The following is a 14,792-nucleotide window of genomic DNA, read 5'->3' on the forward strand; positions in this document are numbered from 1 at the left end:
GGTCCAAACCCCTCGTTGAATTCATCCGGCGTCAATTAACGGCTCCCGCCGCATCGTGCCTCGATGAGAAAATCGCCTGCAGATTAGGGAGAATGATGAATTCTCCGCCCCTCTTCACGAGGCAATTGATGTAGTCGGCGCGCCAGCGCATGCCGACGCTCGGTGGTGCCTCGCTCGCGGTCTTTGCAAGCGTCGTCACTTCGTTCACCTTGTCGGTTCTGAGGCCGACGAGCGTCTGCTCGCCCTGCAGATCGATCTCGATGACGATGATGCGGCTGTCGATCGTCGCTTCTGCCGCTTCCATCCCGAAGGCGAGGCGCAGATCGGCGAGCGGAATGACCTTGCCGCGAAAGTTGATGACGCTGGCGACGAAGGGCTGGCTGCCCGGGACCGCTGTCTCAGGAAGCAGGTCCAGGATTTCCTGGACGATGACCGCTTCCAGCGCGAAGGTTTCGCCGTTGAGATCGAAGGTCAGGACCTCCACCTCTTCGGCATAGCTCCAGTGATTGTCAAATCGTTCGGCTGCTGCTGTTGCACTCATCCTGCTACACGCAATTGCGCCTCCTGTTGCTGACCCGCGGCAACCAGGTGCCCGACGTCGAGAATGAGAGCGACGCTGCCGTCGCCGAGAATGGTGGCGCCCGAGAAGGTCGCAACGTTATTGTGCAGTTTCGACATCGACTTGATGACCGTCTGGTGGTCACCGATGATCTGGTCGACGACGAGGCCGACACGCTCGGTGCCGGTCGAGATGACGACGACCTTCTGGTGCACGTCGGGCTTGGTGCCGGTGCGGAAGAGATCGCGCAGGCGCAGGAACGGCACCAGGCTGTCGCGCAGTGAGATGAAGCTGCGGCCGCGCGAACGGAGATCTTCCTCGAGCGACAGTTCGAGGCATTCCTCGACCGCCGAGAGCGGGATGACGTAGCGGCCGGAACCGACCCGCACCAGCAGGCCATCGATGATGGCAAGCGTCAGCGGGATGCGCAGCGACACTTCCGAACCCTGTCCGGGCACACTGACGATGTCGATTGCGCCGCGAAGCGCTTCGACCGTCTTTTTGACCACGTCCATGCCGACCCCGCGGCCGGACAGATTGGTGATCGCCGCGGCTGTCGAGAAGCCGGGGGCGAAGATCAGTTGCAGCAGCTCGGAGTCGGAAAGCGGCTGCCCGGGGTGGATGAGGCCGGAAGATTCCGCCTTGGCGCGAACCCGGTCACGATTGATGCCGCGGCCGTCGTCCTTGATCGAGATGATCACCTCGCCACCGGCCTGGCGGGCCGAAAGCGTCACCGTGCCGGCTTCGGTCTTGCCGGAGGCAAGTCGATCGGCCGGCGTTTCGAGGCCGTGGTCGATCGAGTTGCGCACCAGATGCACCAGCGGATCGGCCAGGCGCTCGATGACCGTCTTGTCGACTTCGGTGCTCTCGCCCTCCGTCACCAGCTCGATCACCTTGCCGGTCTCGCGGGCGAGATCGTGGACGAGGCGGCGGAAGCGAGAGAAGAGGGTGGCGACCGGCACCATGCGCAGCACCATCATCGTGTCGCGCAATTCGCCAGAGAGGCGTTCGATTTCTTCCGAGACGGAGCGTAGCGCGATATCGGTGCTGGCGCTGGCGAGCTGGCTGAGGCGCGATTGCGCAATGACGAGTTCGCCGACGCGGTCCATCAGCTCGTCGAGACGTTCGGCCGGAACGCGGACGTTCTCGGCCGCCTTCGCCTGGCTGACGGCAACGGGCGCCTCGCGCTTGGCCGGAACCGCCTCGACAGGACGAAATTCCGGAACGGCGGCCGGTGGAACGGGCGCCGTCGATGCGGCGGCAGTTGCAGATGCTGTCTTTTCCTCGATGGCCGCGACCGTTGCCGCTGCCGGCGCGTCGATTTCCTCGACGCTGAGTTCCATATCATCGAGTACGAAGATGAAGACGTCGTCGATCGCCGAACGGTCCTGGTCACTCACCAGCGTCACGTCCCAGGAGATATGGAGTTCTGTCGGAGTGAGCTCGTCGAGCGGCGGAATAGCCGAGCTATTGGCGCGCACGGTGCATTCGCCGAGATCGCGCAGCTCGTCCAGCAGGCCGAGCGGATTGGTGCCGTTGGCCATCGAATTGGCGGGCAGGCTGAAGTGAATGCGCCAGCTGTTCTTCCTCTTCGCCGGTGCCTCGCGCACGGCCACGGGTGGGGGAACGGCGACCACAGGGGCAGCTACCGCTGCCGCCTTGCCGCCGACGGCGGCCTGCAGCTGCGCCAGAAGCTTATGTCCGGTATCGCCGTGATCGGCGTCCGGCTGGTCGACAAGGGCACGCATATGGTCCTGGGCGGCGAGAACGGCGGCGACGAGTTCGCTGGTCGCTGCGACTTCACCCTTGCGGACGCGGTCGAAGGCTGTTTCGCAATGATGGGTGAAGGCGGCGAGCGCCTCGAAACCGAACATCGCGCCGGAGCCCTTGAGCGTGTGGAGACCGCGGAACACGGCGTCGACGAGATCCTTGTTGTCGAGTTGGTGGGTCAGGTCGAGAAGACCGGCCTCGATCGCTTCGAGGCATTCGGCGGCCTCCATGCGGAATACGGCGACAGGATCGATCGTGCTCATCGTCCGAGAACCTTTTTCACGATTTTCACCAGACTTTCGGGGTCGAACGGCTTGGTCAGCCAGCCGGTGGCGCCGGCGGCCTTGGCACGCGCCTTGAGATCGGCATCCGATTCCGTCGTCAGGAAGATGATCGGAACGCCGGCCTGCGCCGGCAGCTTGCGCAGCTCCTCGATCATCGTCAGCCCGTCCATGACAGGCATGTTGAGATCGGTCACAATCAGATCGAAGGTGCTGCCCTTGGCCGTCGCGAGGCCCTCTGCCCCGTTGACTGCCTCGGTGACGCTATAGCCGGCATTGGTCAGCGTGACCTTGGTAGTCAGACGAATGCTGGCGGAATCGTCGACGGTCAGGATATTTGCACTCATAACGTTACCTCTTTATGCAACCAGAAATTTGCATCTTCTTGATCGAAAGATTCGATGAAACCGGCGCGCTCAAGTACCTTCAGGACCGAACCACTGGCCGGCGAAGAAAGTTTGAACGTCTTTCCTTGGGATTTTGCTTGGCAGCGCGAGGATTCGATGAGTTGAACGAAACTCAGATCCGCTTCCGCGCCTTCCGGAATGCTGATGATGATTGAATCACGACTATGAAATTCATCAGTAAGCTTGGAATATAGTTCTGAAACGTTGCGAATGCTGAGCACATCCGGCAAATTTATAGATTCGTAATATTGCTTCGGAGTATCCAATGCCGCCTCCTGGGCCAGAGAAATACTTGATGACCCTAAAAGGACTCTCATGGCAGCGTTAATGCGGGGTAAACAGCGGTTGTAGGAAACTGCCGTATAACGAGTCCCGAGACTCCCAATTCTCATCCGAGATAAGTTGTATTTTTTTCTCAAAAATTAGAAATAAATAAAGTAAAAACAGCGTGTTAAATTGCATTTCTCGGCCCTGACACTTTGCCCTGGGTCGCATCGACATCTTTCGTTAATCACAACGCTGGCGAGTCCGGCGCGTTTACCGGACGTTTCCATCCTGCCCGTAAAAATAGAATCGAATTGCCTGTATTTTAAGAAAAGGTATAAAATTGGCACACGCTCTGGTATCGCCGAACGCTGCAGCCTACTCGTCGGGGCGGGACATCAGCCGGACCTTGGAATCCGCCCGCAACCAGGTCGAGGAGCGTTTTCTCGAAGGCGGCACCGTACTGCTGTCGGTGATGGATGTCCTCAACCGCCTGTTGAACTCGCTTGAGAGTGTGACCACGGCGCTCGACAACAAGGAAGCCAGCGATACCACCGCCGATCTCCGCGCCACGGTGGAGAGCCTGAAGGCGTTGCCCGTCACCGAGGAAAACCGTCAGCAGGCGTTGGTCTCGCTGGCGCATACCGGCAGGGAACTGCGCAAGCACGTTTCCGACATGCAGGAGACGATGCGTTATCTCAGAACCTTCGCCGTGACCGTGAAGATCACCGGTGCCGGCCTTGCCGAATTCGCCGGCTTCGCCCAGGAGATCCTCGAACGCATCTATTCCGGCACCGACGAAGTCAACCGTTTCGCCACGCATCTCGATAGCCTCGACAAGGAGGTCAAGCTCGCCGCCTCCTTTGGCGCCAGCGTTTCCAAGGGTTATGCCGAGACCGTTCCGGCCGTCGCCGCAGCCCTGCGCGATGATGCCGCCAAGATCGCCGCACACCGCAAGGATCTCGGCGTCATCGCCCGCGAGGTCGGCGCGATTGCCCGCGATGTCCAGAGCAAGGTCGGCTCGACGCTGTCTGCCCTGCAGATCGGCGACATTACCCGCCAGCGCATCGAGCATGTGCAGGCCACATTTTCGTCGCTCGACGATTTCTTTGCCGGCGAGGATGGCGCAAGGCTCGACGCCGGCGCCCGCCAGCGCCTTCAGAACGTCATTCACCATCTAACCGCAGCGCAGATGCGCGACATGTGCGCCAATTTCCAGCGGGATTCAGAGAATGTCGTCAAGACGATCGCGAGTTTCGGCCACGACATGCGGGAGATCCTCAAGCTTCGCGATCAGATGAGCGGGCAGAGCGGCGAAGCCGGCGGCAACTTCATGCGCGCGCTCGAATCCAGCGTTTCGGCCGCTCACGAAATCGTCAAGCAGGTCGACACGGCAAGCCGCCAGGCCGACCAGGTGAGCCAGTCGACGATCGGCACGGCCGCCAAGCTCTCCGAAGCCATCGCAAATATCCGCGCCGTCAAGACCGACATCCATTATATGGCCTTGAATACCAACCTGCGCTGTAGCCGTCTCGGCGAGGAAGGCAAGTCGATCAACGTCGTCACCGCCGAGCTGCGCATCTTCGCCGGCAAGCTCGACGATTCCGCCGACGCCATCGTCAACGGCCTGCCGGCGCTCGAAGCCGCGGCCGGACGCGTCGCCCCCGCTGCCGGCGCCGGGGCCGGCAACCTCGGGGAGAGCCTGACGTCAGCCGTCGGCAACATCCGCTCCGCGGCCAACGTGATGGAAGATGAACTGAAAGTGCTCGCCGAGAACGGCCGCGAGGTCGCCACGAAGATCAGCCTGCTGATCGGCAAGCTCGATTTCCAGCATGATCTCGGCGAAGTCCTTGGCCGCTGCGCCGATCTGCTCGACGGCATCGCCGGCAGCGATATCGAAGATATCTCGGATCTCGCCGAGACGATCGCGCCGCTCGACCGCACGATCTTCAAGTACTACACGATGGTCCAGGAGCGCAGCATTCATCGCGACATCATCCCGGCGGCCGCGGACAGCGCTCCCGCCCCCGCCCCCACCGAGACCGCCAAAGCCGAAAACGACGAAGATCTGTTCGCCGACGCGCTTTTTTAAAGCGCGTCGCGTCGGGCCGCTATCGCCGCCGGAACTTGTTGGCGGCCTCGATCGCCGCCTTCTGCTGATCGTCCTCGATACCGAGATAGAAATCCTCAAGCGACGGATCGGCAAGCCCGGCACGCCGAGACAGCACGTACCACTTCGCTGCCTCGATCGGATCGGGCGGCGTGCCGATGGCGTTGATGTAGAGATGGGCGAGCTTGTTCTGCGCCACGACATTGCCGCCATTGGCGGCAAGTTTCAGCCATTCGAAACCCTTGACGTAATCCTTCGGTCCGCCGACGCCATTGACGAGCCAGATGCCGAGATCGAGCTGGGCGGTGTCGAAGCCGGCGCGCGCCGCACGCGCCATCCACTCGCGGGCGAGCTGCTTCTTTTCCTCCGGCAGGTCCTTCAGCGTCGCATAGATCTGCGCCACCGCATATTGCGAATCGGCAATGCCCTGCTCGGCCGATTTCTCGTAGAACGGCAGCGCAAGCTTCAGCCCCTTCTCGCCGGGATTGTCGGCGATGAGAAGCTGCGCCCAGTTGAACTCCGCTGAAGGATTGCCGGCCTCGGCCGCCTTGCGCATGTAGTCGTCGGCCTTGACCTTGTCACGCGGCACGCCCTGGCCTTCCATCAGGATCAGCGCATATTTAAACATGGCTGCCGCATCGCCGCCTTCGGCCGCCTTGCCATACCAGAAGGCGGCATTCTTCACGTCCTTCTTGACGCCGAGGCCCTGCGAGAGGATTTCGCCGATCAGCGTTTGCGCCGCCGGATCGCCGAGCTGGGCGCGCGGCAGCGCCTTGTCCATTGCCGTCAGGTAATAACCGCGCTGGAAGGCGCCGTAAGCCTCGTCGATCGGCCCCTTGTAATCCTTTTCCGGCGGCAGGTCCGGCAGCTTCGCGCCCATACGGTCGAACACGCCAACACCATCGGAGGGCTTGACATCCGGGCCAGTGGGCCGGTCGGTGCGGAAGGTCGATGCCGGCGCCGTGCCCGGCTGGCTGATGACGCTGTCCGGCGCCTGCGCCAAAGCGACATCCGGCCCGGCAGCAACCAAGGCCGCCACGCTGGCAAGGGCAAATTTCAAAAGGGGGACGGGCGGGATCGGCATGAGGGCGATTTCAATCCTCAAACCGTGGCGCTTTTTCGTCAAGCAACGCGTTGATTTCGGCGACGATCGACGGCGCCCGGCCGGGCTCGCCGAAGACCGCCAGCCGCAGCGCCACGAACTCCGCGCCGGTCTCGGCAACGGCAAGCGCCGAGGCCGGATCGGTGCCGCCCATGACGATACAGGGAATCTCGATCATCGAGGCCCACCATTCGCCGAGCGCAAGATTCTTCGGATGCGCCTCCGGCTTGATGTCGCCGTCGAGCTTGCCGAAAAAGATATAGTCCGGCCTGACTTCGCCGATCTCCAGCGCGTGGTGGCGGTCAGCCGCGTTGCCGCCGCCGATGATCAGCTTCGGCGCGTGTTTGTCGATCGCTTCCGAAAGCGCCTCCGCATTGCCGGAAAGATGCAGGCCATCGGCCTTCGCCCGGCCTGCGACGCGGCTGTCGCCTGAAATCAGCGCAGCCGCTCCGGCATCCTGGATCAGCGGCACCAGCTTTTCGGCATGTTTCTGGAAGGCGCCATCGTCGAGCCCGTATTGCGGCACGATCACCGAAGCGACGTCGCCGCCCTTCAGCGCGTCGGCGACGATCTTTGCCTGTTCATCGGCATCGGCAATATCAGGTGCGATGAGCACAAGGCGGCAGCGGTTTTCCGGTTCGGTCATGAGGTCTTTCCGTTTCCGGCGAATTCCCCTTCGAAATGAGGGATCCGCACTCGTTTTGTGTGAGTAGTTCCGTTAGACGAGGCTTGCAAGAGGAGGACGTCGAAAGCATGCCGCAGGATTTGTCATTCTACTACGCCGCCGTGCCCGCGGTTCTGCTGGTGGGCCTCGCAAAGGGCGGCATGGGCGACGCTTTGTCGCTGATCGGCTTGCCTTTCCTCGCCCTCGTCGTCTCGCCGGTCGAAGCGGCGGCGATCCTGCTGCCGATCCTGGTCTTCATGGACATGATCTCGCTCGTCATCTGGCGCAAGCATGGCGACTGGGCGACGCTGAAGATCATGCTGCCGGGCGCAGTCTTCGGCATCGCGCTCGGCTGGGCCACCTCGGCACTCGTTCCGGGCAGCATGCTGCGCATTGTCATCGGCGCGGTGACCATCCTCTTCTGCCTGCGCTATTTCTGGAATAATTTCGGCCCGGGCGCCGGCAAGGTGGTCCCGCCGCGCGGCCAGCGGCCGGTGGCCGCCAGCCTCTGGGGCACATTTTCCGGCTACGGCAGCTTCGTCGCCCATGCCGGCGGCGCGCCCTTCCAGATCTATGCCCTGCCGCTCAAATTGCAGCCACGCGAATATACCGGCACCAGTGTGCGCTTCTTTGCGATCCTCAACGCCATCAAGCTGATCCCCTATTTCGCGCTCGGCCAACTCGACACCCAGAACCTTGCGACCTCCGCGACGCTCCTGCCCTTCGCCCCGCTCGCCACCTTTGCCGGCGCATGGTGCGTGCGCCGCATGAGGCCACAGATCTTCTATCCCTTCATGTATGCGATGGCGTTGATCGCTGCCTTCCTGATCGTGCGCGAGGGCCTTGGTTGGTAAAACCCTGAAGCGCCGCGCTTCTTTTGAGACGCGCGAGGGACGCTGCAGCACTTTGAATTGCCGCACGCTGCAATGCACAATTTCCTTGCTGGAGCGCCCGGTTTGACGTAGCGTTCCCGCCATGTCGAACACGGACCCTTTCTCTGCGATTGCCGATCCGAACCGGCGGTTTCTGCTGGAGGAACTGCGCCGCGCACCACGGACGGTCAATGAGCTCGCCGAGGGTCTGCCGATCAGCCGCCCCGCCGTTTCGCAACACCTGAAAGCGCTGTTGGACAGCAATCTTGTTTCGGTGACATCCGAAGGCACGAAGCGCATCTACGCGGTCAACAACCGCGGCTTCGACACGCTCAATTTATGGCTTGATCAATTCTGGGCCTGATGCACGTCACGCGTCTCTGAGGACGTTTTATCACTTTGAATTGCATAATTTTATCCCGAGCAGTTCCGCTTCAAGGTAAAATTATGCCGGCCGGAAACTCGACACGGATCATCAGCCCCTTTGAAGCTTGACGAACCAAAAGCGCCAGCCGCGATGCGGCGGGCATCGGACTGGCGCAAATCGAGTGTGTGATCACCGGTTCTTGCTGATTTTAGGCGGAATGGATGGATTTACCTCTTTGCGCAAGATGATCGTCCGGCGACCCTTGGGAAGATCAGTGGACGGATGACTTAAGACGCTGAATCTCGTCCTTGATGCGCAGCTTGCGGCGCTTGCATTCGGCAAGTTCCGTATCGGAAATAGAGGGAGATGTTCTGAGCGCGTGCAACTCCTCCTCGAGAGCAACATGCTTTTTCTGGAGTGACTCAAGATGAGCTTGAACAGTCATATGACCCTTCCTTCCTCTTACCCTCCCCGGCCAACATCGTCGGGGATCAAGGTGTCAACGGCGGGGACTGTGACATATTTTTGAAGGCTTGTCGAAGGCCAAAAGATGAAGACTGGATGGCAATTTCATGATCAAGACTAACTAGCCGTTACCTGTATTTGGTGATAGGAGCTTGCGGAAATCATCGGCAGATCGGACAACGTCCGAGCACGATAACGGGGATTGCATATGGCCGATCAGGAACAGGCGGAAATCAGGCTCACAGTGGCGCGTCTGCGCCAGGAGCATGAGGATTTCGACGCCGCGATCAACGCCATGATCCAGACCGGATGCGATGCTCTGCGGATCCAGCGTATGAAAAAGAAGAAGCTCGTCATCAAGGACAGGCTCTCCAAGCTGGAAGATCAGATCATCCCTGACATCATCGCCTGAGAGGGAATAGCAGCAACGATGACAGACAGACCGCCCGTCGCCATCATCATGGGCAGCCAGTCCGACTGGGAGACCATGAAGAACGCCGCCGACACGCTGGAGGCGCTTGAGATCCCTTACGATGCGCGCATCATTTCGGCGCACCGCACACCCGACCGGCTGGTCAATTTCGCCAAGGGAGCGCGGGCGGAGGGCTTCAAGGTCATCATCGCCGGCGCCGGCGGCGCTGCCCACCTGCCGGGTATGGCCGCATCGATGACGCCGCTGCCGGTCTTCGGCGTGCCGGTCCAGTCAAAGACCATGTCCGGCCAGGACAGCCTTCTTTCCATCGTGCAGATGCCGGCCGGCATTCCGGTGGGCACGCTCGCCATCGGCAAGGCCGGCGCGGTCAATGCCGCCCTTCTCGCCGCCGCCGTCCTTGCCCTTTCCGACGAAGAAATCGCCGACCGGCTCGACGAATGGCGCGGGCGCCAGAGTGCTGCCGTCGCCGAATACCCGATGGACGACCTATGACGGCAAGAACGATCGGCATTATCGGCGGCGGCCAGCTTGGCCGCATGCTGGCCATTGCCGCCGCCAGATTGAATTTTCGCACGGTCATCCTCGAGCCGCAGGCGGACTGCCCGGCCGCCCAGCTCGCCAACCGGCAGATTACCGCCGCCTATGACGATCCGGCGGCACTCGCCGAACTCGCTGATATCTGCGATGTCGTCACCTACGAATTCGAGAACGTGCCCGTCGCAGCTGCCGAGACGCTCTCGGCGAGCGTGTCCGTCTATCCGCCGCCGAAGGCACTGGAAGCCGCCCAGGACCGCCTCGTCGAAAAGCGCTTTCTCAATGGCTGCGGCATATCGACCGCCCGCTTCCATGCGGTCGACAGCCAGGCCGATCTCGAGATGGCACTGAAGGATTTCGGCGGTCAGGGCGTGCTGAAGACGCGCCGTCTCGGTTATGACGGCAAGGGCCAGATGGTTTTCCGCTCCGTCGCCGACAGCGCAGATGGCGCCTATTCCGCGCTCGGCGGCGTGCCACTCATCCTCGAAAGTTTCGTCGCCTTCGAGCGCGAGGTCTCGATCATCGCCGCGCGGGCCACCGACGGCACGGTCGTCTGCTTCGATCCCGCCGAGAATGTCCACCGCAGCGGCATCCTTCACACCTCGACGGTTCCCGCTACGATCTCGCCAACGACGGCGGATATTGCGCGCCGATCGGCCGAAAAGATCCTCGCCGCCTTGAACTATGTCGGCGTCATCGGCATCGAATTCTTCGTGCTGCCCGACGGTGGTCTGATCGCCAACGAGATGGCGCCGCGTGTCCACAACTCCGGTCACTGGACGGAAGCCGCCTGCGTCGTCAGCCAGTTCGAGCAGCATATCCGCGCCGTCGCCGGCCTGCCGCTCGGCAATGGCGAGCGCCATTCCGACTGCGTCATGCAGAACCTGATCGGCGACGATATCCTTGCCGTTCCCGACTGGTTGCAGCGTCCCGATACGCTGGTTCATCTCTATGGCAAGACCGAGTGGCGCTCCGGCCGCAAGATGGGCCACGTCACCACCTTGACGCCGAAATCACCGGTTTCGGCTTGAGAAAACACCGCGACGCCTTGGGAAAAACACCTTCATGCGGTTGACATGGAAAAGGTGAAGAGGTATCTGCTCCCCCACCTAAAGAGCGCGCCCGATGGCGCGCTTTTGATTGTTAAAGATACGGGCGAATGTGAATTCCCCCATAGAGATCGCGGATCAGAAAAATGAAGATCAAGAATTCGCTCAAGTCGCTCAAGGCTCGTCACCGTGACAACCGTCTGGTTCGCCGCAAGGGCCGCATCTACATCATCAACAAGCTGAACCCGCGCTACAAGGCTCGTCAGGGCTGATTTCGCGCATCCGGATCGCCGCGCCGCGTGAGCTTGCGCCGGCGGATATATCCGGTGGGTCACTATGGTGATCACGTCAAATTTGTTTGATCTTCGGCGTTGGCGGGCTAATATGTCCGCCATGCGCTTTTTTGCTTTGACATCAGCGGCGCTGCCGCTCGCCCTCATTCTCCTCTCCGCCACTTTTCCGGCCACCGCCGCGGAAAAGGACGTCATCGTCGAACAGACGGATGTCAGCAGTTCGCCGAAGCAGCACCTCGACCAGCTCTTCAGCCAGTTGAAGCGTGAGCGCGACCCCGACAAGGCCAGCAGCATCGCCAATGAAATCCGCATGGAATGGAACGATTCCGGCAGCGCCACCATCAATCTGCTGATGCAGTGGGCCGACAAGGCGATCGAGGAAAAGCGCAATCCGGCTGCCCTCGACTTCCTCGACGAGGCGATCGCGCTGAAGCCCGATTATGCCGAAAGCTGGAACCGCCGCGCCACGCTGAATTTCGTCATGGGCAATTATCGCAAGTCGATGTCCGACATCGAACGTGTGCTCGATCTCGAGCCGCGCCATTTCGGCGCACTCTCCGGCATGGCGGCGATTCTCAGCAATTCCGGCAACGACCAACTGACCTTGAAGGCCTGGGAGCGTTTCCTCGATGTCTATCCCGCCGAACGCACCGCGCAGGAACAGGTCAACACGCTTGCCGAAAAACTCGCCGGCAACCGCACCTGATTCCCGGGCTGACATCTTGACGTCGGATCACGTCGCGCAATTTTGGAATATAGAGGGAATGATGTAGCGGTTTGTTCGCCCGCAGCTCATCCCGCAACTGTCGCTCGTTGTTAACATCATGCTTGCAGAAGTTTCCGCTCTTCTCGCCCCGCTCGCCGCCGCCATCGGTTACTCATCCTATAAGGCGCGGCAATTCGAACACGCCTATCCCAATATCGGCGAACTGACGGATGTCGGCGGCTACTGCATGAATGCCGTCCACATCAAGCGTCCCGAAAATGCGGATCTGCCGCCGCTTGTCTTCATTCATGGCGCCAGCGGCAATCTGCTCGACCAGGTCGTCGCCTTTCGCGCAGCACTCGAAGGCCGGGCGGAAATGCTGTTCGTCGATCGTCCCGGTCACGGTTATTCCGAGCGCGGCGGCCCTGAGAACGCCGTTCCCTCCGGCCAGGCCGATGCGATCGCCAGGCTGATGGAAAAGCGCGGCATCGAGAAGGCGATCATTGTCGGCCATTCCTTCGGCGGCGCGATCACCGCCGCCTTCGGCCTGCGCCATCCCGATAAGACATCAGGCCTGCTGTTCCTCGCACCCGCCACCCATCCATGGCCGGGCGGCATCGACTGGTATTATCATGTCGCAACCGTGCCGGTCGTCGGCTGGCTCTTCAACCATGCGATCGTCGTGCCGCTCGGGCTGAGCCGGCTGGAGCGCGGCACGCTGAACGTCTTCCGCCCCAATCCGCGCCCGGCCGACTATATCGAAAAAACCGGCCCGTCACTGGTGCTGCGGCCCCGCGCCTTCCACAACAACGCCGCCGATTTCAAAAGACTGCTGGCCTATGTGAAGGAACAGTCGCCGCTCTACTCGCAGATCACCGCGCCGACCGTCATCATAACAGGCGACCGCGACGAGATCGTCTGGGAGCACCTGCATTCGCGCGGCCTTGCCCGCGACATATCGGGCTCCGAACTCATCACCGTTCGCGGCGTCGGCCATAAGCCGGACTACCTCGCAACCGATGTCGTCATCGCCGCCATGGAGAAGATATCAGGCAAGCCGCGCGACCTGCAGGCAATCGCCCGCAGCGCCGAGGAAAGGCTTGCCGCCGCATCACGTGATCGAAAGGTCGCAGCCGTGTCGCCATTGGGGCCAGGCGCCCTGCACGGCGCATGACCTCTCCGGTTTGAATTTACCTGCCTCAGGCGCCAAGACGCACGCCGCCATCGCAGGTGATGATATGGCCGCTCATGAAGGTGTTTCCGACCAGGAAGGCGATCGCCTCCGCAATATCCTCCGGCCTGCCGACACGGCCGACCGGCGTGCGGCCTGCGAAATCCGCAAAGACGCTGCCGCGCTGCTCAGGCGGCAGGAAACTCCACCAAGGCGTATCGACGACCCCAGGGGAAACGCCGTTGACACGCAACGGCTTCAACTCGGCCGCCAGCACCGGCACCATCGCCTCGATGCCGGCATTGACGGCAGCAAGCCCAACCGTACCGGGCATCGCGGCCTGCGCGCTGACCGCCGAAACGAAAGTGATGCTGCCGCCCGGCTGCAACAGCGGCAACGCCGCCTGGGTTACCGCGGCATGCGGAATGAGCTTGGTCTGGAACCCGGCAAGCAGATCCGCCATATCGAGCGATGCAAAAGGTCCGGCGCCATGGCCGCTGCCCATCGCCAGCACCAGATGGTCGAACGCGCCGATCCCGCCAAAAGCCTCCCCGAGCGTGGAAAGCTGCGTCGCATCGAGCACCAGGCTGCGCAGATTACCATCGAGCGAAGCCTTGACCGCCGCGAGTTTTTCGCCGTCACGGCCTGCAATAGTGACCCTATATCCTTGTTTCAAAAGTAATGTCGCCGTGGCGAGGCCGATGCCGGAAGAACCTCCGATGACGACCACATGCTGCAAAGACATGATGCTGCTCCTTGAATTGATCGGGCTGCAGGCGCTTCAAGCACCTGCGACACCGGCATCATGCGTGGCCTGGAAACGGCAACCAGTTCCAGTTTTATCCTGGTATCGATACTGATATGATTACTGCCATGGACCATAGAGCCGACACATTCGAAGCCCGCCGCCGCGAATTCGCGGCCTTCCTGCGTTCCCGCCGCGAGCGGCTGACGCCCTCCGAGGTCGGCCTGCCGGAGGGATTTCGACGGCGCACGCCGGGTCTGAGGCGCGAGGAACTCGCCATGCTCGCCGGCGTCGGCACCACTTGGTACACATGGCTGGAACAGGGCCGCGACATCAGGCCTTCCGTGCAGGTCCTCAACGCCCTTGCCGATGCGCTGCGCCTCGACGAGGCCGAGCGCCGGCACCTCTTCACCCTCAACAATCGCCAGGCGCCACAACCAACGTCGTCTGCTCCCGAATGCGTCGACGAACCGCTGCAGCGCATGCTCGCCAATCTGACCCACCAGCCGGCTTATGTGCTCGGCCGTCGATGGGACGTGCTTGCCTGGAACCGTGCCGCCGACGTGCTTTTCGGCGGTTATGACACGCTCGACCGCGACGAACGCAACATCATGCACCGTCTCTTCGCGGACCCCGCGCATCGCCGGCTGCTCGTCGATTGGGAATCGGTTGCCCGCGTCTCGCTGGCGACGTTCCGCGCCGACAGCGCGCGTTATGCCGGTGATCCGGATTTTGAACGGCTGATCGCACTGCTGAAAGAGGCAAGCGACGAATTTCGCGACTGGTGGCAGCGCCACGAGGTCATCAGCCCGCTGTCCGGCATCAAGCGTATCGACCATCCCGTCAAGGGCCGCATGTCCTTCGAGCATACCGGGCTGACACTGACGAACCGGCCGGAGATGAAGCTCATCGTCTATACGCCCCTCGATGACGACGAGACCAACAGAAAACTCGCCGAGCTTCTCACCTAAAGCTGATCCCTTGCATTGCCGCGAACTGC

At 61.7% G+C, this 14,792-nt stretch carries 18 protein-coding genes; 10 read left to right on the forward strand and 8 right to left on the reverse strand.

What is annotated here, in order from left to right:
* Positions 1-31: 31 nt before the first annotated feature.
* The 4 genes from FHT69_RS26620 to FHT69_RS26635 are packed head-to-tail and all read right to left on the reverse strand — an operon-like array spanning position 32 to position 3,283.
* Positions 32-541: a chemotaxis protein CheW gene (locus tag FHT69_RS26620; protein WP_028755497.1), complete on the reverse strand. Its 510-nt coding sequence runs from the start codon at positions 539-541 to the stop codon at positions 32-34.
* Positions 538-2,592 (reverse strand): chemotaxis protein CheA, encoded by a 2,055-nt coding sequence (locus FHT69_RS26625; protein WP_028755496.1) that lies wholly within the window; start codon positions 2,590-2,592, stop codon positions 538-540. The genes FHT69_RS26620 and FHT69_RS26625 overlap by 4 nt, the downstream gene beginning before the upstream one ends.
* The gene (locus FHT69_RS26630) at positions 2,589-2,957 is read right to left on the reverse strand and encodes a response regulator (protein ID WP_028755495.1); all 369 of its coding nucleotides are present in this window, start codon (positions 2,955-2,957) and stop codon (positions 2,589-2,591) included. The genes FHT69_RS26625 and FHT69_RS26630 overlap by 4 nt, the downstream gene beginning before the upstream one ends.
* On the reverse strand, positions 2,954-3,283 hold the full coding sequence (locus FHT69_RS26635; protein WP_028755494.1) for an STAS domain-containing protein: 330 nt from the start codon (positions 3,281-3,283) through the stop codon (positions 2,954-2,956). The genes FHT69_RS26630 and FHT69_RS26635 overlap by 4 nt, the downstream gene beginning before the upstream one ends.
* A gap of 341 nt (positions 3,284-3,624) precedes the next feature.
* On the opposite strand from FHT69_RS26635, the gene FHT69_RS26640 reads away from it, so the two are divergent.
* Entirely contained in the window at positions 3,625-5,373 is a 1,749-nt protein-coding gene (locus FHT69_RS26640) for a chemotaxis protein (protein WP_183906183.1), read from the forward strand.
* A 19-nt stretch (positions 5,374-5,392) separates the two neighbouring features.
* Here FHT69_RS26640 and FHT69_RS26645 read toward each other — a convergent pair whose 3' ends face one another.
* Positions 5,393-6,475 carry a tetratricopeptide repeat protein gene (locus tag FHT69_RS26645; protein ID WP_047616447.1) on the reverse strand — a complete coding sequence of 361 codons (1,083 nt, stop codon included), beginning with the start codon at positions 6,473-6,475 and terminating at the stop codon, positions 5,393-5,395.
* Between the two features lie 10 nt (positions 6,476-6,485).
* Positions 6,486-7,139: a thiamine phosphate synthase gene (locus tag FHT69_RS26650; RefSeq protein ID WP_028755491.1), complete on the reverse strand. Its 654-nt coding sequence runs from the start codon at positions 7,137-7,139 to the stop codon at positions 6,486-6,488.
* A gap of 107 nt (positions 7,140-7,246) precedes the next feature.
* On the opposite strand from FHT69_RS26650, the gene FHT69_RS26655 reads away from it, so the two are divergent.
* A complete protein-coding gene (locus tag FHT69_RS26655) occupies positions 7,247-8,011 on the forward strand; it encodes a sulfite exporter TauE/SafE family protein (RefSeq protein ID WP_132575528.1) in 765 nt (254 codons plus the stop codon).
* 121 nt (positions 8,012-8,132) lie between these two features.
* Entirely contained in the window at positions 8,133-8,393 is a 261-nt protein-coding gene (locus FHT69_RS26660) for an ArsR/SmtB family transcription factor (RefSeq protein WP_017962043.1), read from the forward strand.
* A gap of 274 nt (positions 8,394-8,667) precedes the next feature.
* Here the strand turns inward: FHT69_RS26660 and FHT69_RS26665 are convergent, their stop codons facing one another.
* Positions 8,668-8,841: a YdcH family protein gene (locus tag FHT69_RS26665; protein WP_003542831.1), complete on the reverse strand. Its 174-nt coding sequence runs from the start codon at positions 8,839-8,841 to the stop codon at positions 8,668-8,670.
* Between the two features lie 228 nt (positions 8,842-9,069).
* On the opposite strand from FHT69_RS26665, the gene FHT69_RS26670 reads away from it, so the two are divergent.
* From FHT69_RS26670 to FHT69_RS26695, 6 genes are all read left to right on the forward strand, one after another.
* Positions 9,070-9,273: a YdcH family protein gene (locus FHT69_RS26670; RefSeq protein ID WP_017968168.1), complete on the forward strand. Its 204-nt coding sequence runs from the start codon at positions 9,070-9,072 to the stop codon at positions 9,271-9,273.
* Positions 9,274-9,291: 18 nt separating this feature from the next.
* Positions 9,292-9,786 (forward strand): 5-(carboxyamino)imidazole ribonucleotide mutase, encoded by a 495-nt coding sequence (gene purE / locus FHT69_RS26675; protein WP_183906184.1) that lies wholly within the window; start codon positions 9,292-9,294, stop codon positions 9,784-9,786.
* On the forward strand, positions 9,783-10,859 hold the full coding sequence (locus FHT69_RS26680; RefSeq protein ID WP_183906185.1) for a 5-(carboxyamino)imidazole ribonucleotide synthase: 1,077 nt from the start codon (positions 9,783-9,785) through the stop codon (positions 10,857-10,859). The genes purE and FHT69_RS26680 overlap by 4 nt, the downstream gene beginning before the upstream one ends.
* Before the next feature lie 164 nt (positions 10,860-11,023).
* Positions 11,024-11,149 carry a type B 50S ribosomal protein L36 gene (ykgO, locus tag FHT69_RS26685; protein ID WP_003582204.1) on the forward strand — a complete coding sequence of 42 codons (126 nt, stop codon included), beginning with the start codon at positions 11,024-11,026 and terminating at the stop codon, positions 11,147-11,149.
* Positions 11,150-11,261: 112 nt separating this feature from the next.
* Positions 11,262-11,876 carry a tetratricopeptide repeat protein gene (locus FHT69_RS26690; protein ID WP_028755487.1) on the forward strand — a complete coding sequence of 205 codons (615 nt, stop codon included), beginning with the start codon at positions 11,262-11,264 and terminating at the stop codon, positions 11,874-11,876.
* Positions 11,877-11,994: 118 nt separating this feature from the next.
* Complete coding sequence (locus FHT69_RS26695) at positions 11,995-13,050, forward strand: alpha/beta fold hydrolase (protein ID WP_028757203.1); 1,056 nt, start codon at positions 11,995-11,997, stop codon at positions 13,048-13,050.
* Positions 13,051-13,075: 25 nt separating this feature from the next.
* On the opposite strand, the gene FHT69_RS26700 is transcribed toward FHT69_RS26695, so the two are convergent.
* The gene (locus FHT69_RS26700) at positions 13,076-13,792 is read right to left on the reverse strand and encodes an SDR family oxidoreductase (RefSeq protein WP_183906186.1); all 717 of its coding nucleotides are present in this window, start codon (positions 13,790-13,792) and stop codon (positions 13,076-13,078) included.
* A 116-nt stretch (positions 13,793-13,908) separates the two neighbouring features.
* Here FHT69_RS26700 and FHT69_RS26705 point away from each other — a divergent pair, with 116 nt between their 5' ends.
* Positions 13,909-14,763 (forward strand): helix-turn-helix transcriptional regulator, encoded by an 855-nt coding sequence (locus tag FHT69_RS26705; RefSeq protein WP_183906187.1) that lies wholly within the window; start codon positions 13,909-13,911, stop codon positions 14,761-14,763.
* Positions 14,764-14,792 lie beyond the last annotated feature (29 nt).

This window comes from Rhizobium sp. BK008 (genome assembly GCF_014197345.1).
Taxonomy (GTDB): domain Bacteria; phylum Pseudomonadota; class Alphaproteobacteria; order Rhizobiales; family Rhizobiaceae; genus Rhizobium; species Rhizobium anhuiense.